Raw genomic sequence first — 20,964 nt, 5'->3', positions numbered from 1 at the left:
CTTCTTTCCGACTTATGTGCCCCCTAGTGGCGGTTTGAGGTGCATTCAATCGCACGGTAAAGAGAAATTCTTAAGGATACCTCCACCATTTTCGAAATATTTGCCAATTGACGACAAGATCACAGCTTATGGACTGGGTCTAAATGTCTGGTAAAAACAAAGACAGACCAGTTTTGCGACTGGCCTGTCTTCGTTTTCCTTAAGGCACGGCAAAGAAAAGCCGTCTGCAACGCTGACTAGTCGTTCCTTGATGGACAGAATTTGCGCTCCTCACAGGCCTGAGAGGTTCAAATACTTCAATCTATCCACTAGACAGCTCCGGTATAAGCAGGACGACAAGAGGTAATCGCTTCTTCGACAAAACCAAATTTGTCCTGCCCCCAAAATGCTTCGCCCTGATACACCACACATGGCGCCCCGATGATATCCAGCTCCAGACCGCGCTGAGTGTTTGCCTCATAAATCGCAGCAACGGCACCGCTTTCAGCTGTTGCAAGAATCGCATCAGCATCTTCGCCACACTCAGAAAGGCAAGCGGCAATAACACTGCGCTCTGCAATGTCAGCTTCTTCCGCCCACACCTTACGCAACAACTTACCAATCAAAGCGGAGGGATCCTTGCCCTCTTGCTGCAAGGCGATAATGGTGCAATCGGCGAGTACTGGGTTGGTTGGGAAAAATTTGGGCTGTACATTCATTTCCAGTCCGCGGTGGTCTTTCCAACGCAGCAACTCAAGCATGCGGTTGCGGATTCGGGCCGGATGACGCTGCGGCACAGGAACCCCACCGGATTCGCCAAAGATCTTGCCCAGCTGCACCGGTCGATAGGTTACATCCAGATCCAGTCGTTGGACCATTTCCATAAATACCGCATGGCCCAAATAGGCGAAGGGCGATATCGCAGTAAAATAATATTCAATTTTGGGGCCGGTTTTTGCAGAACTCATAGCGATCATATCCTGAGTTTAAATAAGTATTTTTCTAGACTAGGATATTTTTTACCTATCGGTCTAATTAAAATATATTTTTCTTCGTCGGTATTTATGTTTGAACCAGATGTGCAGTGCAAGAGGCCGTTCCCGTATAAGAAACGCCCTCGTGCCTTGCGTTGGAATGCCTAAGTTCTGAGATTCACACCAAAGGAATGCGGATTTCGGTGAGAAGATCTTGGGGGGGCGTGTTTCTGGCATCACTGTGGAAAATTTCCACTGGCGGGTGGTTGGCTGTTTCTCGCCCGCTTTGCGGCAACCATTGGCCATAAAACCAATCATATGTCGGTGCAATTTGATCGTAGGGGCCCTTCAACATAACTGTCGCATAATCGCCTGCTTGAATGTCGCGTAGGGCCAAAGGATCGCAAACAGTAGCGTCCGGGCTCACGCTTACCCCTGCATCGCAGCGCAAAAGGTGCTCTTCTGTTTTGGAAGGGTTGTCATAGGATAGACCCAGAACCATGCTTTCGGCACTCCATAAGCCCTGTTGGTGCACAGCTTTGATGGCCTGTTCGAAGGTTGGGCCCACTTTGAAATAGGAACCGGTGTGGCGGATATAGGCCAGTTTTATGGTTGGCATTTGTTTGATTTTGACATCGAAAGACATGCGTCGTGCCTCGTGCTGCAAATAGTGGAGCAATGCGATGGCCTCGCTGTTTTGATATCCTGTTGCAAGGCTACTTAATCCTTGCGGGGTGATCAAAACCTGACCATTGCGGCGATATTGACTGGGAGAGACACCAAACAAAATTTTAAATGCCCGACTGAAGCTTTCACTATTCTCAAAGGCCGCATCGAGTGCCAACTCGGTGATTGATGCTTTGCTCGTTCTGAGCTGGTTTGCCGCCATTAAGAGGCGCCGACGGCGAATATAGCCACCGAGCGTCTCGCCGGTCATGCCCTTAAAAAGGCGATGAAAATGAAAAGGCGAGAAATTGGCGATGGAGGCCAGTTCCTCTAACTTGAGCGGGCCGTCGAGATTTTCGTCGATATGCTTCAACACACGCAGCAGGCGGGTTTCATAGTCTTTTGCCGTCGTCAATTTACTGGGTGCCTGTTTACCGGTCATGTGCTCTCCTTGGGTCATTGTCACGAGCATGCAGTGCGTATGCATGTGACTGGCACAGACGCTATTGCAAAAGCGCGGTCAAAGCCTGACCGGACTTGCGCATTTTTAAGAGGAATAATTCTACGCCATTGTCTTGTCACGTCCAATTGTTAGAGCCATTCTTATGAATGCCACGCCATACAAGCTATTCTGTGTTCCAACCTGATTACGCTCACCAATGTATTCTGCGGGAGTTTTTTATGACAACAGAGATAAAGCAACTTACCACGCGCGCCATTTATAAAAACCGTTGGCTGAGCTTGCGTGAAGACAAAGTCCGCTTCCCCAGTGGGCATGAGGGCATCTACACAGTAGTCGAAAAAGCCGATTTTGCAGTTATTATTCCCATTCATGCCGATGGCCGTATTCAGCTGGTGCAGCAATATCGCTATCCGGTTGGCGGGCGCTATTGGGAATTGCCGCAAGGGGCGTGGGAAGACAAAGCCGATGTTGATCCGCTTGAGCTTGCGCGTGGAGAATTGGCTGAAGAAACTGGGTTGATCGCCGGACGGATGGAAAAGCTGGGTGAAATCTTCAATAGCTACGGCTGCCTCGACCAGACGTGTCATATGTATGTAGCCCGCGATCTGAAACAGGGCGAGACAAACCGTGAAGCCACGGAAGTGGGAATGGAGACAGCGGCCTTCCCCTATGACGAACTGCTCAGCTTGATCCGCAAAGGCGAAATGCCAGACTCCGTTACCCTCAGCGTGCTTGGTTATTGGAAGATGATTGGAGAAAGCTAGGAACAAAAGCCGGAAGCAATGGATGCCCCCGGCTTTGATTTCTAATATCTAATGGAATGGCTATTCTGCTGCGACGTCGCTGGCTTGAGGATCGAAGCGAACATAAAAACGGTCATTGTTGGCCGCCATGTCTTCTAGCAATTTGGCTGGCTTGAAACGTGGGCCAAATTTGGCTTCCAGTGCCTGGCATTTGGCAAGGAAGGCCGGTGTGCCCATGGTGTCTATGTAGGAGAAAACACCGCCGGTGAAAGGCGCAAAGCCAAAACCGAGGATGGAGCCGACATCGGCCTCTCGCACATCTTCCAGCACGCCCTCTTCGAACACCCGCACAGCTTCCAACGCCTGAGCGACCAGCAAGCGGTCCTTGATTTCATCAAAATCAATGCTGTCCGGATCCTGCTGGGGTGCAAGGTCTTTCAAACCCGGCCAGAGCTTTTTGTTGCGGCCTTGATAATCATAAAAACCTTTGCCGTTCTTGCGCCCCAGACGACCCTCGTCAACAACCAGCTTTTTCAACAAGGCAACCTGATTGGGGTCAACGGCGGCTTCTCCCAATTGTTTTTGAGTGGTCTGGAGGATGTTCCATGCGAGCTCCAGCGCCACTTCATCATTGAGCGACAGCGGCCCAACCGGCATGCCTGCCTGTTTGGCCAGATTTTCGATCATCGCAGCGGGCACCCCTTCGGTCAGCATCAAATGACCTTCACGGATGTAGCCTAGCACCGAGCGATTGGCATAAAAGCCGCGCCCATCATTGACCAAAATCGGGGTCTTTTTGATCATTGAGACAAAATCAAGCGCCGCGGCAATTGCTATGTGACCCGTGTTTTTGCCCTTGATCACTTCGACCAGCATCATACGATCAACCGGCGAGAAGAAGTGGATCCCAAGGAAGTTGGCCGGTGTGGCAACCGCCTTGGCAAGCCCTGATATTGGTAAGGTGGAGGTGTTGGACGCAATGGTGCAATCGGGGCCAACCACCGCTTCAATCTGCTTGAAGATAGACGCTTTGAGATCTGGGTCCTCAAACACGGCCTCAATAACCAGATCACAACCGGCAAGCTGGGCATAGTCGGCTGTGGGCGTCACGTGGCCTAGCAGCTTGTCCATTTTCTCCTGTGTGGTACGGCCTTTTTTCATCGCCTTGGTCAAGCTGTCGGCAATATGGCCTTTGCCTTTGTCGGCGCTTTCCTGATCGCGATCCACCAACACAACGTCGAGCCCCGCCTGAGCTGAGACTTGCGCGATGCCCGCCCCCATGAAACCGGCGCCAATGACAGCGATCTTCTTCAACGCGCTTTTCTCAATACCTTTGGGCCGGCGCGCGCCCTTGCCCAGTTCCTGCATATTCAGAAATAGTGAGCGGATCATATTGGCCGCTTCCGGTGTTGCCACGGTCTTGGCAAAATAGCGGCTCTCAATGCGCAGCGCTGTGTCCATGTCCATCAGCAGACCTTCATAGGCAGCGCGGATCATGTAGCGGATGGCGGGATAATTATCGTGGGTTTCGCGGCGGTAGATCGCGCCCACAGCAGGCCAAACCTGAAAACCAGCGGGGCTGTACACACGACCTGAAGGCAGCCTGTAGCCCTTTTGGTCCCATGGTTTGACTGGAGAAAGACCATCGAGCAGCATCTGTTTTGCTGTGTCGATCAGCTCATCAACAGGCACAACCTTGTCGATTATCTTGGCGACCAGTGCTTTCTTGGGGGGCAGCATGGACCCTTTCATCAGGAACTGCAGGCCCTGTTGTGTATCCATCATACGCAAAATGCGCGTGGTTCCGCCTGCACCGGGAAACAGGCCGACTTTGACTTCAGGTAGGCCAAATTTGGCACTATCATTGTCCGTCATCACACGCCCATGACAGGACAAAGCCAACTCACAGGCACCACCCGCAGCCGTGCCATTCAGCGCAGCGACCCAAGGTTTGCCGCACGTTTCAAGCTTGCGAAAGGTCAGCGACAGTTTGCGGCTTTGATCAAACAATTCCGTCGCTGCGATGGTTGCGCCTTTTTCGGCTTTGGCTTTTTGGTAACTGCCGAGCAGGCCTTGCAGCATGGTCAAGTCAGCACCACCAGAGAACTGGCTTTTGCTTGATGTTACCACCACGCCCTTGATGGCATCATTGGCCACCACATCGTCGATGATGGTATCCAGCTCCAGAATCACATCTTCAGTGAAGACATTCATAGAGCGATCAGGCATATCCCACGTCAGGATGGCGATGCCGTCTGTGTCGATTTCACATTTGAAATTGGTATAGTCAGGCATTGAATTCCCCTCCCCTTAAACGCGCTCTATGATGGTGGCTGTGCCCATGCCTGCGCCTATGCACAGAGTGACCAGCGCGATGGTCTGATCGCGGCGTTCCAGCTCATCCAGCACCGTGCCGAGGATCATGGCACCGGTGGCCCCCAATGGGTGCCCCATGGCAATCGCGCCACCATTGACATTGATCTTGGCAGGGTCAGCCTGAAAATATTGCATGAAGCGCAAGACGACCGAAGCAAAGGCCTCGTTGACCTCAATCAGATCAATGTCAGATAGCGACATGCCAGAGCGTTTGAGTATCTTTTCGGTGACAGCAATCGGGCCGGTGAGCATCAAGGCAGGTTCAGACCCGATGTTGGCAAAGGCCCGGATGCGGGCGCGAGGCTTGAGGCCAGCCGCCTTGCCTGCTTCGGCGTTGCCGATCAAAACCGCTGCGGCCCCGTCGACAATACCGGAAGAATTGCCTGCATGGTGGATGTGATTGATAGTTTCAATCTCGGGATAGCGTTCCATAGCAACAGCGTTGAAGCCGCCCATCTCGCCAATCATGCCAAAGGACGCGTTAAGCTTGGCGAGGCTGTCTATTGTGGTGCCAGGACGCATGTGCTCGTCTTTATCAAGGATCAAAGCGCCGTTGATATCAGTGACAGGCACTATGGATTTGTCGAAATAGCCATTGTCCCACGCATGAGCGGCCCGTTTTTGGCTCTCGACCGACAAAGCATCGGCTTGCTCGCGGGAAAAGCCATATTTGGTGGCGATGAGGTCGGCCGAGACACCTTGCGGCATGAAATAGGAAGGTACGTTAACACTTGGGTCCATGAACCATGCGCCACCCGATGAGCCAAGGCCCAGACGGGACATGGCTTCAACACCGCCACCGATGGTCATATCGTGGGCACCGGCCATAATCTGGCTCGCGGCCATATTGATGGCATCCAGACCCGAGGCACAAAAGCGGTTGATTTGCATGCCAGGAACGGACTGGTCATAATCGGCGGCAAAAACTGCCGCACGCGGAATGACACCGCCTGCTTCTCCGATGGGATCAACACAGCCCAAAATAACATCGTCCACCAGCTTGGTATCCAGCCCATTGCGGTCACGGATGGCTTTGAGGGTGGTTGCGGCCAGCTGAACGGCAGGGACTTCATGCAAGGACCCGTCCGCCTTGCCGCGTCCACGTGGTGTGCGCACATGATCATAAATATAGGCGTCTGCCATATGGGTCTCCTCCCAATTTATCTCAAAAGGCCACGCGCTTTGACGCTTATGCCCCTCATTTGCATCGCATGTTTGAAAGCTGCGGCACAAGACCTGAACCTATTGCGCGGCAGTCTAGCATAATTTTGACGGCAAGCTTTAGAAGGCTTCCGCCGGAAGCGCCATTAGGCTATCTGCACCAACCATAATGCGGTCGCGGCGCATGGCCGTGGTGGGCATGGTGCGTTCCATATAAAATTTGGCCAGTGCCAGCTTGGTATCAAAGAAGCTCTTGCGGCTTTCATCTTGATTTTTAGTGGCGACTTCTGCCATTTGTGCCCACATATAGCCCAGCATGACTGTGCCAAAGAGATGCATATAATCAACGGAACCAGCACCGGCATGATCGGGATTGCCCAGTGCATTGTTTCCAAACCACATGGTGGCTTTTTGCAGATCTTCAGCACCGGCTTTTAGTGGAAGAATGTAAGGTACGAGTGCCTCATCAGCTGCATGTTTCTCGACATAAGCACCCAATTCCTGAAACAGAGCCATAATGCCTCGCCCGCCATTGGCCATCAGCTTGCGCCCAACCAGATCCAGCGCTTGAATGCCATTGGCACCTTCATAGATCATGGCAATACGGGCATCTCGGACGAATTGGGAGGCGCCCGTTTCTTCTATGTAGCCATGGCCCCCAAAGACCTGTTGACCCAAAACGGCATTATCAAACCCAACATCGGTCAAATGCCCTTTGAGGACAGGCGTAAGCAGGCTCAAACGATCATCGGCTTGTTGGCGCACTTTCTCATCAGGATGCTTGTGGGCGATGTCCGACTGCATAGACGCATAAACACAGAAGGCACGAGCGGCTTCATTGAAGGAGCGCATGGTCATCAGCATACGGCGAATGTCTGGGTGCACGATCAATGGGTCCGCTGGACCATCTGGATTTTTGGGGCCGGTCAGAGACCGCCCTTGCAAACGTTCCATGGCATAGTCGCGCGCATGTTGATAGGCCGCTTCTGACTGGGTGAGCCCCTGAACGGCAACCCCCAAGCGGGCCTCATTCATCATCACGAACATGGCTTTGAGGCCGCCATTTTCTGCGCCGACGAGCCAACCGGTCGAGCCGTCAAAATTCATCACGCAAGTGGAATTGCCGTGAATGCCCATTTTCTCTTCGATCTTGCCAACAGAGACATGGTTGGCGTCACCGGGGTTGTTGTCAGAATCCGGCAGGAATTTCGGCACAACAAACAGTGAAATACCCTTGGTGCCCTTAGGTGCACCTTCGATGCGGGCAAGTACCAAATGCACTATATTTTCAGCTAAATCATGGTCGCCGGCCGAGATGAAAATTTTGGAGCCGGTGATCTTGTAGCTACCATCATCACTTGCGACAGCCTTGGTGCGCAGCAAACCCAAATCCGTGCCGCAGTGGGCTTCGGTCAGGTTCATGGTGCCGGTCCATTTGCCTTCGGCCATCTTGGGCAAATAGGTGTTTTTGATTGCGTCGCTGGCGTGCACATTCATTGCCGCGTAAGCGCCTTGGGTCAGGCCCGGATACATCGAAAACGCCAAACTTGCAGTGCCAATATATTCGTTCAGGATCACATTGAGGGTCACAGGCAGGCCCTGTCCACCATATTGGGGATCAACGGTCAGACCCATCCAACCTGCTTCAACATATTGCTCCCAAGCCTGTTTGAAGCCCGACGGGGTCGTCACGCGACCATCCTCATGCAACGTGCAGCCTTCGGTATCGCCCACCCTATTTGTGGGCAGTACGACTTCGGTGCAGAATTTACCAGCTTCCGTCAGAATGGCCTCAACCAGATCGTCCGTGGCTTCTTCATAGCCGGGCAATGTGTTTAGCTGCTCAAGGCCAAAGACTTCTTTGAGCAAAAACATGGTTTCTTCCACGGGGATGGTTAAATTCGGCATAATAGTCCTCCCTGACCCAGCTTCTATACGCTGCACTCACACCTCCACCACAAAGGATCGCGACAGGCCGCATCAACAAGCCATTGGCATGTGCGATTCTGCTGAACATCAGAGGCTGCTACTTCCTATTTACAGCAAAGCCTTACGTTTGCGTAAGCGTTATGTGAGATATAACCCGAAGCGATGCAGGGTTCAAGGGGTTTCACCTATAGCCAGACCAAAGAAGCAGAGCGATATTCCCAACTTCGCACGATGTTTCTGCGTGACGCAGCGTCAGACAGCCATAGGTGACAGGTCGGTTTATCAAAAGAAAAATCTATCTATGGTGCATACGAAGCACCCAAGGACACCACAACAAGTGCACTGTCGCAACCGCGACGCTCTCTAAACCTGTTTTGTCATTGAAACAACGTTGCCGTTACGTGCAGCTTCTTGCCATCCAAGATCTTGATACAGATCGATATTTTCAGGAATGGCAACATGGGAACAAAAACGGATTTCCTGATAACCCTGCCGCCGCGCCTCGGTTTGACAAAGCGCGATCAGAATGCGTCCCACCCCCTTGCCTGAGTGCTCAGGGTGAACCGCAATATTGATCAGTTTCATCGCCTCGCCTTGCGCAACGAGCACGAGGCCTGCAATTATTTCATCGCTTAAACAGCGACCCAAACCTGATTTTTCTGGATTTCTTCTGCGATGCCTTCCGATACACGCAGCAGATCATTTATATGCAGCTTATACTGAGCATAAGCTGCATCAATACAGGTGTCCAAGGCACTGGCATCTGCCAATGTCGCCTTTCGGATGATCGGATCACCGTTCAAAAATCCACCTCATTGCTGACTAGACCTGCTCAGCTTTCGCTTTTTTCTTTTTCGCGTAACATGCCAGACACAACTTCAACCGTGCGCTCGAGATCACCAATAGCCTGATCCACATCGGCCCGTTGTTGCTTGAGGATATTGATTTGGCCAGTGAAACGATCCAGCGCCACACGAAGCTGCGTGACTTGGCCATCTCGTAGATCATAAAGATCCAGCATGTCCTTGATTTCAGTGAGCGAAAACCCGACTTTCTTGCCCATCAAGACAAGTTTCAAGCGTGCACGATCCCGACGGTTATAGATCCGGGACATGCCGTCGCGGCGTGGATTGAGGAGGTTTTTGTCTTCGTAAAACCGCAAGGTTCTCAATGTGACACCAAATTCTCTGGCGAGGTCACCAATTGAATAAGAGAGAGGACCGGTGTCATTTGTGGAAGCTGTCAGGACATCCTTGCCTTCCATTTCGGCATCCATCGCCAACTTATCTTCGCTCACAGACCTAATCTCCTTGCCTCTATATATCATCGTATATGCAAAACCGGCCACGACGACACCTTACCTAATGGTAAACCATCCTTACTGACTGCTGTCAATGCAGCCGGATCGAATTTATGCCTCTGAGGGCCATAAGTCGCGGTCTGCAGGCCACCGTAGCCACCAGTACTGTTGGCAAACGCTGTAGGCCCCGTTGGTGTGGATGAGGCCCCAAAACGCGGATTTATAGTGAGCAAAGGGTTAACAGCTTAGGTATTTTTCGCAATTCGCACGTCTCATTAACGGCTTATTTACCCTAACTTCTCAAAGTGCTTACAGGAAAATCCGCTGGTAGCGTTCGTTCTGTGTTGTCCCGACTTATCCTTTTGGGTGCGGCTAAACCGGCAAAAAATTGAGCCTGAATCATGATTGATGAAACATTCCACACGGATCGAGATGTAGGTGAGTTTATCGAAGGCCTGCGCAACTCGTCACGGATACACAACCGGAATGGCCGGACCCGACGTATGCCGGATCGGGGGCGGACCGATAAGAATGCTGCATTGCTCGACATGATTAGGGATATGGAAGATCAACTCAATGCGCTGTCTGATCAAACCGGATCATCGGGACACTTGCATAATGATCTTGACAACGAAGTTGCAGAACAAGCCCGTTACAAACGCACATCAGAACGCCGAGCCGCGCAGAACAGACCAGCGTCAGTACCTATGAACAATACAGCTCTGCGCTCTTCAAATATCCCTGATCAAACCAGCAACGAGCGCACGAACTACCAAAGCGTACTGGAGCGCATACAGGCACAGTTGGAGCGGGTTGACCATGCGCTGGCATCTAAAACAGAAGCAAGATCTAAAGCGCCACGGTCGCATGGAATGCCTTCTGGAAGTTCATCTTCAGAACTCAGAGACCAAAACACGGACCGCGCATCATCGCAACGGGATGAGTCCAGATCAAAATCCGAGTCCAACGGTTTGCACTCCGCTCTTCGGCAAATCATGGAGCAAGCCAAGAATATTGAGCATGCTGGTGTTACCGCCCAGAATAGCTTTGAGACGCAGAAGCCTTTTTCTGGGCGTCCTTTGCGTGAGGTTACGCCCCCCGTGCCGGATACCCATGCGCAAGATGATAGCCTAAATTTATTGCGTGAAGATGTTGCCACCTTGCGTGATTTGCTCGAGGAAGCAAACTTCTCTGGTGCTTCCGAAACGATTTTGAATGAAATTGCCGCTCTTTCGGGGCGCATAGATACCCTGACGACCACGATGAGCGAGAGCCGACAGGATCCCGAGATGATGGACGCTATTCGCGATATCCATGATCTTCTGGACAGACCTGCATTGGATCCCTCACTCGATGCGCATTTTGACCGTGTTCTTGTCAAGCTCGACAATCTGCCGCTTGCCAATCATTTTGAAGATTTTGCAAAGCTTTCAGCGCAAATCGACAATCTACGGGACATTCTGTCTGCAGCCCCACAGGCGCAGCATATGTCGCATATGTCGGGCCAGATGGGTATGCTTGTCGAACGCTTGGGATCCCTTGAAAATGATGTCCGCCGGAGCGCCAGCAAAGCCCCTCTCGCTGACCACCGAACAGAAATAGAGGATCGCCTCGCCAAACTGCAAGACATGATGGAGCGCCTCGATCCCAATGACCGCCTGATGCGTCTGGAAGATCAGTTGGCCTCGCTTGCCGACCGGTTGGAAGCAAATAGCGATCGCGGAGAAGTCCGCAAGCCTCTCGAAGCTCTTGCCCATCAGATCGAGAGCCTCGTTGGTTTGATGGACCAACAGGGCCAGCATAAACAACAGGACGCACTCGAGATACTGGCGGCCAGAATTGCCGATCTGGATATCCGGATTCAAGAAACCCAGATGCCTGCTGCGTCGAACCAACGGTTTGATCAGGTTGAACAAACTTTGGCACGTATTGATGACATGCTTGCGCGCCGCATGGAAAGCACCGATCTGTCCGGTTTGGAGGTTGGCCTTTCCCGCTTGGCAGACCGTATCGAAGCTCAGGAAGAAGCCCTGCGCAGCAAATCTGCGAACAGCTTTAATGGTGCTGGCAATAACGCCGGTCAGGTTGATATTGCAGGTCTTGCAGAACTTGAAAGCCAGATTGCCGACTTGGCAGACCGGCTGGATGGCGCCAGCCGCGATGGTGGAGACAATCAGTTTTTCGATACCCTGACGACACGCCTTGACAATCTGGCCGCGCAATTTGCTCAATCGCAAACCCGTTTTGACGCCGTGGACCGCATCGGTTCCGAAATCAAACAATTGGCTTCAAACAGTGCTGGCAGCTCGGTCAATGAATCGAAAATGGCCGAAGCAGCCGCTCTAAAGGCGCTGCAAAAAATTGGACCGCTGTCCACGTCTGTTGGCGATAACGCCCTTGAATCCATCATTGATGGTTTGAAAGATGACCTGCATGGACTGCGCCGTTTTGCGGAGAGCAGCGAATCGACGACCCAACAAAGCCTTTCCAGCGTCAGCACCATGCTCAACACGATTGTTGATCGCCTTGGGACACTGGAAACACAGGTCCGCGCAAGCGAGGCGCCCGATGTAGCGGTGAGCTCGAAAGACCTTGATACCCGGAGTGGGCTTGGCAAGCTTTTGCGTCGCAAAAACAAGCCCGAGCAATCCTCGCCAGCGACCGCAGGCTCCCAACCAGCAGCAAGGGACGCCGCTCCGAGACAAGGGGTTCAATCTTTAAGTGCGGCAGAATTGCTGGCCAACAGGGGCAACCGTTCTGGCAGCCAAGCAGCGCCACAAACGGACCAACCGGCAGATCATCAGTCAAGCGGTCAACAAGCAATGGCCGGAGCCCGGCGTCAAGCTGGTATTTCTCTGTCTGGCCAAGCCGTCACAGCAGGTGCTTCGGCTGCTGCTCAGCCACAAATGCGCGGCAATCTTGCATTGCAAAGTCAACCTCAGCCGGCGGTTCCACCAAAACCACGAACCGCCCAGATCGTTGATGACAATGGCGCAGCCCGGACAACTCCTTCAAGCCAAAGGTCCTCAGGGTCCTCAAAGGCTGATTTCATTGCAGCGGCTCGCCGTGCCGCTCAGGCCGCAGCTCAGGAAAGCGAACGGGTCGAGAAAAAGGAAAAAGCCGCGCAGGGTTTCCTGTCGCGCTTGAAGAAAAAACAAGATGCTACACCAGAGGTGCGCACCGATGGACCGGACGCAGCAACCAATGGCATGAACCGCAAAGAACGACGCGCAGCAATTTCTGAAGCTGCGCGAAATGCCAAACAGGTCAAGAACCTAGATCCAACGGCAAATGCCGCTGGATATGATACCACGCACAATGCTGCGATGGTTTCGGATCTATTAGGTGATGACGATGCTCGCCAGAGCCTTCTCTCCAAATTGGGAAGTTCTGTTTCTCGTCACAGTCGCCCTCTGCTTATGGCTGCGGCGGCTATTTTGCTCGCTATCACGACATTACAATTGGCCAAAAATCCAAACTCAAGCTTGCACCAATTGTTCAACAATGAAGCTGCCCAAACTGAACAGGGCAACCTTGGAACCGATCTGAATGCCGATGACAGCTCCAATTCGCTGGCGCCTTCTTCCGGAGATCAGTCCAGCCTGACACCATCGTCGGGCAGTCTGGCACCTTCCATGGCCGGTGAAGACGCAACACGCGCGATTACCTTTGCTGATCCATCAGACGTCCAGGGATCCATGTATGGGCCACGGATGGCACAAGCACCCGCTGACAATGCGGCACCAATGGGTCCAACTCTCAATCAAGCCCCGACAACAAGCACAAGTGGCGACGTACCGGGCATAGGTCAAGGCATTGATTTAACACCGACCAGCTCCATCCCACGCACACCACTGCCAAATCTGGAAGCCCTACAGCAGGAAGCAAGCCAACAGCCCTTGCCGCCGATGCTTTCCAACCAAGCAAGTATCGCTTCGGGAACGGGCTTCGACAGCTCGGCTGTTCAGGGTGCGCTTGATCCATCGGTGCAAGCCGCCGTTGAAATGAACAAAATGTTGGCGCCGGGCATTGCTGATACCCCCTTGATGAAAGCCGCAAAAGCAGGCGACGCGCTTGCTCAGTTCGAGATGGGTCGCCGTCTCACTCTTGGAACAGGTATGACCGCCGATCTCAAGGAAGCTGCGACCTGGTTTGAAAAAGCCGCAGCGCAATCTATGCCTCAGGCGCAATATAGCCTCGCCAACCTCTATGAAAAAGGACAAGGGGTCAAAAAGGATCTTCAGGTCGCGCGTCTATGGTATCAACGCGCTGCAGAAATCGGCAACGTCAAAGCCATGCATAATCTCGCTGTTTTATATGCAGAGGGTGGACTGGGCAAGCCGGACTTCCAACAGGCATCCCGCTGGTTCGAGCGCGCGGCTGATCATGGCTTGAAAGACAGTCAGTATAATCTGGCTATCCTCTATGCCCGTGGTATGGGGGTCAAACAGGATCTATTGAAGAGCTATAAATGGTTTGCTGTCGCAGCAATGAATGGTGACAAAGGCGCAGTGGCCAAACGCGATGAAGTGCTGAATGCGTTGAAGCCTACGCAACAGAAAGCAGCCAAGTCCTTGTTCGAAAACTGGGTAGCGAAGGTTGCTAAACCATCGGCCAATAAAGTCGCCAGTCTGCCTGAAGAGTGGCAAATAAAAGCCCCTGCCGAAGTCATGGGATCGACGTCATCCGGACAGAAGATCGTCACAAGAGAACAAGTTATCGCCAAAACCCAATCGATGCTGGCAGCATTGGGCTATAATGCAGGAGCTGCCGATGGGAAAATGGGACCGCGCACTCGCACCGCCATTCGTAATTTCCAAGAAGTAGCAGGATTGCCCGTAACCGGACAAATTGATGAAGCGTTGTTTGAGGCTTTGGCACAAAGGGTTATATGACCCTTTGACAAGCACAATTGCATGCAAAGGGCGTATCGTGCTTGATAGACACAGTCCTTAAATGCCACTATTGAAAGCAAGAAATCTACAAGGCTGAAATCAAGCGACGCCTTTTGTAAATCCGAACGTTCAAATGGGTTGCATTCAAGAGAAGTATCGTTGACAGCAGGTCCTTCAATATGGGAAGGATGCTGCGTCTAACATGACTTGAGCTCTGTATCCTTTAGCGTTCAAGATGGATTTTATTTTGCCTAGAGAGCGTGGTTTGTGTCCGCTCTTGACCATTTGCCCGGAGCATGAGGCGCGTCAGACCCGTGCCTGTGAGTCGTTGTGACCAGACCCCCGGAAACAGGAGAGGCGCGTGGAGCTCTATCTGCCCATCGCTGAGTTGCCCGTCAATGTCTTTGTCATTCTGTCAATGGGTGGCGCTGTGGGCTTTATTTCGGGCATTTTTGGTGTTGGCGGCGGATTTCTTCTAACACCTTTGCTGATTTTCTATGGCATTTCTCCTGCTGTTGCGGTTGCCTCCGTGACCGCACAAATCACGGCATCGTCAACAACCGGTTCGTTGGCCTATCTCCGCACAGGAAATCTAGATCTCAAGCTTGGTACGGTGCTGTTCAGCGCCGGTATTGTGGGTTCCGTGCTGGGTGTGGAAGTCTTCGCCATTTTGCGTCAGTTGGGACAACTCGATCTGATTATTTCTATCTCTTACGTCACCTTCCTTGGCGCTGTGGGATCGCTGATGGTAATGGAAAGTGTGCGAGCCATTGTGAGGACACGCAAGGGGACGCCAATCTCTATGCGCAAACCGGGCCAACATAATTGGGTGCACGGCCTCCCATTCAAGATGCGCTTTAAAAAATCCAAACTCTATGTCAGCGTTCTGCCGGTTATTTTCATTGGCGGCACCATCGGCTTTTTGGGTACGGTTTTGGGTATTGGCGGCGGTTTTATGCTGGTTCCAGCCCTTATCTATTTGCTGCGCGTACCAACGGCAGTGGTCATCGGAACATCACTTTTCCAGATTGTGGTGACCATGGCTGTAGCAACCGTATTGCACGCAAGCACCAACCAGACGGTCGATATCGTGCTCGCACTTATTCTGATGATCGGCGGCACGATCGGGGCTCAGTTTGGCGCACAAATCGGACAGAAACTCAAAGCAGAGCAATTGCGCGCCTTGTTGGGCTTGCTGGTGCTGATGGTTGGCGTGCGATTTGCTGTCGATCTCATTATCGAGCCGCAAGAACCCTACAGCATTGAAGTGAGGGCAGAGAAATGATCCTGTGCCGCTTCTTTTATACTTTAGTGAGTTGTGTATTGATAAGCCTGTGTTGGAGCGGGCCCTCAGCACGGGCAGAGAGTATTGTCGCCGATATGTCTGATCGTGTGATCAAGATATCATCCAACTTTACCGGCTCCAACATTGTCGTTTTTGGCATGATTGAGCGGGACGCACGCACCGTGTCTCGCGGCGATCCTTATGACCTTGTTATTGTTGTGCGCGGCGAAAACCAGACCCTTGTTTCGCGCCGCAAAGAGCGCGTTGCTGGAATTTGGGTTAATAAAAAGAGACGCTTGTTCGCCAATGCCCCCAATTTCTACGTCATGTCATCCACGCGAAAACTGGAAGACATTGCCCATCCCAGCACACTGACCAAGATGCAATTGGGAACCAACTATTTGCTCATGCCAGATGGTTTCAACCCACAAGATAAGTTCGCTACCTATGACCCTTTTCGCGAGGCTGCTTTGCGACTAAAAAGGGCCAAGGGCCTGTATCGGGATGATCTGTCGTCGATCACCTTTCTCAACAAGGCGATGTTCCGTAGCACTGTTGATATTCCGGCAAACGTTGAAGTCGGGAAATATGAGGTGACTGTGCATTTGTTTCGCGGGGGCTCATTGCTGCATTCCTCTTCGCAACAACTCAATGTGACCAAAACCGGTTTCGAACAACTCACCTATGGGCTCTCCCGCAATCATGGTGTCATTTATGGCATTTTATGTGTGATCCTTGCCATCTTCACCGGATGGTTTGCTGGCATCGTATTCCGTAAGAACTAAAAGGCGTCCGATTAGCATTGATCTAGTCCTCAGCCCTTTACGAATGTACCGACAGATTGAGTAGGCTTAAGGTTTGCCGACCAATAACGATCAATCGGGTTTCTCGCGTTAGAAATGGCTGAAAAGCAACATGCTGAACATCCAGCCCACCGGTATAACTGCCATAAGCGGGCAGGATCACTCGTTGCTGTGTAACAACAAAAGCGCGGCGGCGCAAAGAACGCCCACGCTGCCGGTTGCTAATTTTGGCAACGGGATGAAGATGACCGGCAATCTCGGCTTTGACCTCGGGTTCCCCATCTTGTATCGCTGACAGCAGGCTGCCCGGCTCATGGGTCAAACCGATACCATCAAGACATATCACAGTCTGTGCTTCACCACCCAAGGAGGCGGGCGCTTGTGGATCGTGATTACCGGAAATCCAATACCAACGCCGTCCGAGCATCATTGTGGTCAGAATTTCGCGGCAGGCAGAAGGGAGCCGATCCGGTCCGCCAATGTCATGGAAGCTGTCGCCCAAACAAATCACCTGCTCTGGCTCGTAGCGCGTAATGTCTTTTGCCAATTGATTGAGCGTTTGCAGAGAATCATAGGGTGGCAGGAACTGGCCGCGCTGCGCGAAAGCAGAGCCTTTCTCCAGATGCAGATCAGCCAGTAGCAATGCGTTTTGGCGCGGCCAATAGAGTGCACCAGAGAGCAAAGCGGTAAAGGCCTCACCGGCCAACTCGAATGAGACTTTGTCGCGCATCTCAAACTCTGAAGCGGTATCGCTCACCTGTGATCCCTCGGTTCGGTCATAGTTGGCGTGCATTAAAGCCCCAGATTTTGGGCGGCTTCGAGCAGGATTTGGTCCTCTGCTTCGCCATAGATCGGCTCCTTGCCAATTTCAAGCAGAACCGGAATGGCGAGAGGAGACGGTTCCTTAAGGGCGGCATGGACAATCCGTCCTTTGGTACGTGCCAGCATATCGCTCAGACGTCCAATATCCAACAGCCCAGCGGATGCATCCTCCCAAGTCGCCTTGAGAAGCAGATGGTCTGGTTCATGCTCGCGCAGCACATTGTAAATGAGATCAGAAGACATAGTGATCTGGCGACCCGATTTTTCCTTGCCCGGATGGCGTCGTTCAATCATGCCCGAAATCAGGGCACAATTGCGAAAAGACCGTTTGAGCATTGCACTTTCGGCCAACCAAGCATCCAGATCGTCTCCCAGCATATCTTCATCAAACAAATGATCAAAACTCCAGCCCAGATCAAGCTCCAATCGCGCTAGATCTTTCAGCCCCCAGATCATCAGGGCATAGTCTGTGGCAACAAACCCAAGCGGCTGGGCTCCTGCCCGCTCCAGTCTTCGGGTGAGCAACATACCCAGAGTTTGTAGTGCCAATCGCCCCTCAAACGCATAAAGCGTGAGATAAAATTTGCCTGCACGCGGGAAGGTTTCAACCAGCATTTGATCAGCAGCGGGGATCAGGGAGCGTTGTTGTTGTGCCACAAGCCAATTTTGTACCTGCACCGGCAATCGGCTCCAACTTTCGGGATCGGCCAGCATAGCCCGCACACGGGATGCCAGATAGGTCGACAGGGGAAATTTTCCGCCGTAATAAGCGGGCACCTTGGGTTCTTTATGATGGGTGCGCGTAACAAGGGCGTTGTTTTCCAGCAGGGTTTCAAAGCGCAAGACCTGACCGGCAAAAAGAAAACTGTCCCCCGGAGCCAGGCCTTCGATGAACATTTCTTCCACCTCTCCCAACACACGTCCCCCACGCCCCAAGCGCCTGGGCTCTCCGCTACCGCCTTTCCACGAGGTCAGCCGGATTTTGACCATTGGTTCTTCAACGATGGTGCCAATGTTGAGACGATATTGCTGGGCACGTTTGGGATGGGACAAGCGCCAGAGGATTTTACCGCTTTCATTATCTTTTGTCCGTTTGAGTTTGGCAAACTGCTCATAGGCCCGCATGGCATAGCCGCCAGTCGCGACAAAATCCATGGCCTGCTCAAACATCTCCCATTCCAAATTGCGGTATGGATAGGCTGCGGTTATTTCGTCGAAAAATGCCATAGCTTCAAACGGCCCAGCACAGGCGCGGCCCAAAATATGTTGGGCCAAGACATCCAATCCCCCTTTGCGCACCGCTGGCGTGTCCTGATCACCCAGATAATTGGCGTCAAGCGCAGCACGACATTCCAGCACTTCAAAACAATTGGACGGTACAAGCAGCGCCTTGGATGGTTCATCGAGCCTGTGGTTTGAACGGCCAATGCGTTGGGCAAGGCGACTTGCACCTTTGGGGGCTCCAATATGGATGACCATATCCACATCACCCCAATCTATGCCCAAATCAAGGGTGGAGGTGCAGACAACGGCCCTTAAGCTGCCTTTCGCCATGGCCGCTTCAACCTTGCGACGCTGGTTTGCGTCCAACGAACCGTGATGAAGCGCGATGGCCAGTGTATCGTCATTGATGGTCCACAATGCCCTGAAGAGATGTTCTGCCTGCGAGCGCGTGTTAACGAACAGCAGGCTGGTCTTGTGGTCCTTGATTGCATCATACAAATCCGGCAATGCATATCTGGCGCTATGTCCAGACCACGGGATCCGTTCACTGGAGTCCAGCACACTAATGTCGGGTGTGGTGCCGCCTTCCAAACGCAAAATCTGTGGCTCCTGCTGCGCTTTGCCGCCGGCATGGGGCACCAGCCAATGGGCTAACTCCAACGGGTTGGAGACCGTTGCCGACAGCCCTACAGGGCGCAAATTTGGCGCTAGTTTGCGCAACCGTGCCAACCCAAGAGACAACAGTTCACCGCGCTTTGACGTCACCAAGGCATGCAATTCATCAAAGATGATGGTCTTGAGCGAGGCAAAAAGAGTTTCAGCTTCACGCGACGCCAAGAGCAATGCCAGCTGTTCGGGTGTGGTGAGGAGTATATTAGGCGGCTTGCGTTTTTGTCGCTGGCGCTTGTGGGCGGATGTGTCGCCCGTGCGGGTTTCGACCGAAACCGAGAGACCCATTTCCGCAATCGGGTCTTCAAGATTACGCGCGATATCAACCGCCAAAGCTTTGAGCGGCGATATATACAAGGTGTGCAAACGGTCCTGCCATGCACCCTGCTCATCTGTCAGGTTGACCAGAGTGGGCAGAAAACCCGATAAGGTTTTACCAGCACCGGTGGGCGCAATCAGCAACGTGGGAAGGGACAATTGACCGGCCGACAACATCGCTGCCTGATGAGGCCGCAAACGCCAGCGACGTGCCTTGAGCCAATTGGCAAAGACAGGGGGCAAATCAGCCGCACTGTTTGGCATGGCATAATGCATCGCCATGCCATCAGGCCCCGGTGCAAGCATAACAGAACAAGCCATAGGATCCACGCCTGTGGCATCAATCGTATTCATGAGGTGCGTGGTCGGCTGTTTCATTCCCTGACTATGGTTCAGAGCATAGGGCTTGTCACCCGATTGCTACAAATACTCAGGACTTTTCAGAGTGTTTTAGGCGACCGCCTCATCAAATTGTACATCCTGCTCATAGCCTTCAACTTGATCAGGATAGGAAAATGAAACATGCACCCGATCGCGCCCAGCTGACTTGGCAACATAAAGAGCCTTGTCCGCACGCAGAACCAACGATTCAAATTTGTCTTCTGTGTGGTTCCATTCAGTCACTCCAGCACTCATTGTCATGTTAATTTTATTTCCTTCCCAGTAGAAAGGTGTCTCAGCGACAGTTTCACAGGCCCGCTCAGCAAAGGCACGCGCGCCTAAAGCGCCCGAAGACCGTAATAAAATTGCAAATTCTTCGCCGCCCCAACGCGCAACCAAATCATTGTCTCGAGTGACCTGCCGCAAGATTTCAGCCAGATGCTGCAACGCCAAATCCCCTACAATATGTCCGAATGTGTCGTTGATCGACTTAAAATAATCGGCATCGAACATGATCAAAGACAGGCCAGACTTGTGGATGTTCGCCTGAATGGTCATTTCCTTGCCACGCCGATAGAAGGCAGCACGGTTGGCCAAGCGCGTTAAATGATCACGCTCGACCACCTCACTTAGCGCTTTGTTGCGCTGCTCAAGCATTGCAAACCCACGCATGAGCAGAAAACTTGAGCCCAATACCAAAGCAAATGGCAGGAAGTAGGCCAAAGCTTGTACAACCGGCAGAATGGGAGAAACAACATAATTCAAAGCAAAACTGGTTCCGGCTAACGACAGCAGGCTACAGACGCTTGCCAGAATACTCGAAAATAAAAATGCATGCCCTCTGGTCTTTATTCTCCCTAAGTATCGATAAAACTTATTGAGAAAAGCTTCACTCTTATCAGTCACCATAGTCCCCACCGTTGGCGTTATGTGCAATTCAAGACAATTTAATCCATTCTCACGGACAGCCGTCTTG

The 20,964-nt window shown here is 52.4% G+C and carries 15 protein-coding genes; 4 read left to right on the top strand and 11 right to left on the bottom strand.

The window, feature by feature from the left end; translation table 11 throughout:
• Nucleotides 1–308 precede the first annotated feature (308 nt).
• Entirely contained in the window at nt 309–947 is a 639-nt protein-coding gene (locus tag C0081_RS21450) for a 2-hydroxychromene-2-carboxylate isomerase (RefSeq protein WP_180967005.1), read from the bottom strand.
• Between the two features lie 184 nt (nt 948–1,131).
• The gene (locus tag C0081_RS21445; protein WP_180967004.1) at nt 1,132–2,061 is read right to left on the bottom strand and encodes an AraC family transcriptional regulator; all 930 of its coding nucleotides are present in this window, start codon (nt 2,059–2,061) and stop codon (nt 1,132–1,134) included.
• Nucleotides 2,062–2,300: 239 nt separating this feature from the next.
• Between C0081_RS21445 and C0081_RS21440 the strand changes: the two genes are divergently transcribed.
• Complete coding sequence (locus C0081_RS21440) at nt 2,301–2,846, top strand: NUDIX domain-containing protein (protein WP_101535779.1); 546 nt, start codon at nt 2,301–2,303, stop codon at nt 2,844–2,846.
• Between the two features lie 60 nt (nt 2,847–2,906).
• Here the strand turns inward: C0081_RS21440 and C0081_RS21435 are convergent, their stop codons facing one another.
• The 6 genes from C0081_RS21435 to C0081_RS21415 all read right to left on the bottom strand — a co-directional run bounded on the left by C0081_RS21435 (nt 2,907) and on the right by C0081_RS21415 (nt 9,555).
• Entirely contained in the window at nt 2,907–5,120 is a 2,214-nt protein-coding gene (locus C0081_RS21435) for a 3-hydroxyacyl-CoA dehydrogenase NAD-binding domain-containing protein (RefSeq protein WP_101535778.1), read from the bottom strand.
• A gap of 15 nt (nt 5,121–5,135) precedes the next feature.
• Complete coding sequence (locus C0081_RS21430) at nt 5,136–6,344, bottom strand: acetyl-CoA C-acetyltransferase (protein WP_101535777.1); 1,209 nt, start codon at nt 6,342–6,344, stop codon at nt 5,136–5,138.
• 138 nt (nt 6,345–6,482) lie between these two features.
• Nucleotides 6,483–8,270 (bottom strand): acyl-CoA dehydrogenase C-terminal domain-containing protein, encoded by a 1,788-nt coding sequence (locus tag C0081_RS21425; RefSeq protein WP_101535776.1) that lies wholly within the window; start codon nt 8,268–8,270, stop codon nt 6,483–6,485.
• Nucleotides 8,271–8,654: 384 nt separating this feature from the next.
• Complete coding sequence (locus C0081_RS23445) at nt 8,655–8,900, bottom strand: GNAT family N-acetyltransferase (RefSeq protein ID WP_245418020.1); 246 nt, start codon at nt 8,898–8,900, stop codon at nt 8,655–8,657.
• A 23-nt stretch (nt 8,901–8,923) separates the two neighbouring features.
• Nucleotides 8,924–9,094, bottom strand: a complete 171-nt coding sequence (locus tag C0081_RS23440) for a hypothetical protein (RefSeq protein ID WP_210200587.1) — start codon at nt 9,092–9,094, stop codon at nt 8,924–8,926.
• 29 nt (nt 9,095–9,123) lie between these two features.
• Complete coding sequence (locus C0081_RS21415; protein ID WP_245418039.1) at nt 9,124–9,555, bottom strand: MerR family transcriptional regulator; 432 nt, start codon at nt 9,553–9,555, stop codon at nt 9,124–9,126.
• Nucleotides 9,556–9,992: 437 nt separating this feature from the next.
• Between C0081_RS21415 and C0081_RS21410 the strand changes: the two genes are divergently transcribed.
• The 3 genes from C0081_RS21410 to C0081_RS21400 all read left to right on the top strand — a co-directional run bounded on the left by C0081_RS21410 (nt 9,993) and on the right by C0081_RS21400 (nt 16,556).
• Nucleotides 9,993–14,486, top strand: coding sequence for a peptidoglycan-binding protein (locus C0081_RS21410; protein ID WP_101535775.1), 4,494 nt, complete (start codon nt 9,993–9,995; stop codon nt 14,484–14,486).
• A 361-nt stretch (nt 14,487–14,847) separates the two neighbouring features.
• Entirely contained in the window at nt 14,848–15,771 is a 924-nt protein-coding gene (locus tag C0081_RS21405) for a sulfite exporter TauE/SafE family protein (RefSeq protein WP_101535774.1), read from the top strand.
• Between the two features lie 95 nt (nt 15,772–15,866).
• Entirely contained in the window at nt 15,867–16,556 is a 690-nt protein-coding gene (locus tag C0081_RS21400) for a TIGR02186 family protein (RefSeq protein WP_180967003.1), read from the top strand.
• Between the two features lie 37 nt (nt 16,557–16,593).
• On the opposite strand, the gene pdeM is transcribed toward C0081_RS21400, so the two are convergent.
• From pdeM to C0081_RS21385, 3 genes are all read right to left on the bottom strand, one after another.
• Nucleotides 16,594–17,367 (bottom strand): ligase-associated DNA damage response endonuclease PdeM, encoded by a 774-nt coding sequence (gene pdeM, locus C0081_RS21395; RefSeq protein ID WP_101535772.1) that lies wholly within the window; start codon nt 17,365–17,367, stop codon nt 16,594–16,596.
• Nucleotides 17,367–19,883 carry a ligase-associated DNA damage response DEXH box helicase gene (locus C0081_RS21390; RefSeq protein WP_101536045.1) on the bottom strand — a complete coding sequence of 839 codons (2,517 nt, stop codon included), beginning with the start codon at nt 19,881–19,883 and terminating at the stop codon, nt 17,367–17,369. The genes pdeM and C0081_RS21390 overlap by 1 nt, the downstream gene beginning before the upstream one ends.
• Before the next feature lie 174 nt (nt 19,884–20,057).
• Nucleotides 20,058–20,897 (bottom strand): GGDEF domain-containing protein, encoded by an 840-nt coding sequence (locus C0081_RS21385; protein ID WP_101535771.1) that lies wholly within the window; start codon nt 20,895–20,897, stop codon nt 20,058–20,060.
• Nucleotides 20,898–20,964 lie beyond the last annotated feature (67 nt).

Source organism: Cohaesibacter celericrescens (assembly GCF_002866925.1).
Taxonomy (GTDB): domain Bacteria; phylum Pseudomonadota; class Alphaproteobacteria; order Rhizobiales; family Cohaesibacteraceae; genus Cohaesibacter; species Cohaesibacter celericrescens.
The sequence above is the reverse complement of the archived record's forward strand: the minus strand, read 5'-3'. Positions and strand labels throughout refer to the sequence as shown.

Excerpts from the sequence above, each read along its gene's own strand:
- C0081_RS21450 (WP_180967005.1), bottom strand. The coding sequence starts at position 947 with ATGAGTTCTGCAAAAACCGGCCCCAAAATTGAATATTATTTTACTGCG.
- C0081_RS21445 (WP_180967004.1), bottom strand. The coding sequence starts at position 2,061 with ATGACCGGTAAACAGGCACCCAGTAAATTGACGACGGCAAAAGACTAT.
- C0081_RS21440 (WP_101535779.1), top strand. The coding sequence starts at position 2,301 with ATGACAACAGAGATAAAGCAACTTACCACGCGCGCCATTTATAAAAAC.
- C0081_RS21435 (WP_101535778.1), bottom strand. The coding sequence starts at position 5,120 with ATGCCTGACTATACCAATTTCAAATGTGAAATCGACACAGACGGCATC.
- C0081_RS21430 (WP_101535777.1), bottom strand. The coding sequence starts at position 6,344 with ATGGCAGACGCCTATATTTATGATCATGTGCGCACACCACGTGGACGC.
- C0081_RS21425 (WP_101535776.1), bottom strand. The coding sequence starts at position 8,270 with ATGCCGAATTTAACCATCCCCGTGGAAGAAACCATGTTTTTGCTCAAA.
- C0081_RS21415 (WP_245418039.1), bottom strand. The coding sequence starts at position 9,555 with ATGGAAGGCAAGGATGTCCTGACAGCTTCCACAAATGACACCGGTCCT.
- C0081_RS21410 (WP_101535775.1), top strand. The coding sequence starts at position 9,993 with ATGATTGATGAAACATTCCACACGGATCGAGATGTAGGTGAGTTTATC.
- C0081_RS21400 (WP_180967003.1), top strand. The coding sequence starts at position 15,867 with ATGTCTGATCGTGTGATCAAGATATCATCCAACTTTACCGGCTCCAAC.
- pdeM (WP_101535772.1), bottom strand. The coding sequence starts at position 17,367 with ATGCACGCCAACTATGACCGAACCGAGGGATCACAGGTGAGCGATACC.
- C0081_RS21390 (WP_101536045.1), bottom strand. The coding sequence starts at position 19,883 with ATGCATTATGCCATGCCAAACAGTGCGGCTGATTTGCCCCCTGTCTTT.
- C0081_RS21385 (WP_101535771.1), bottom strand. The coding sequence starts at position 20,897 with ATGGTGACTGATAAGAGTGAAGCTTTTCTCAATAAGTTTTATCGATAC.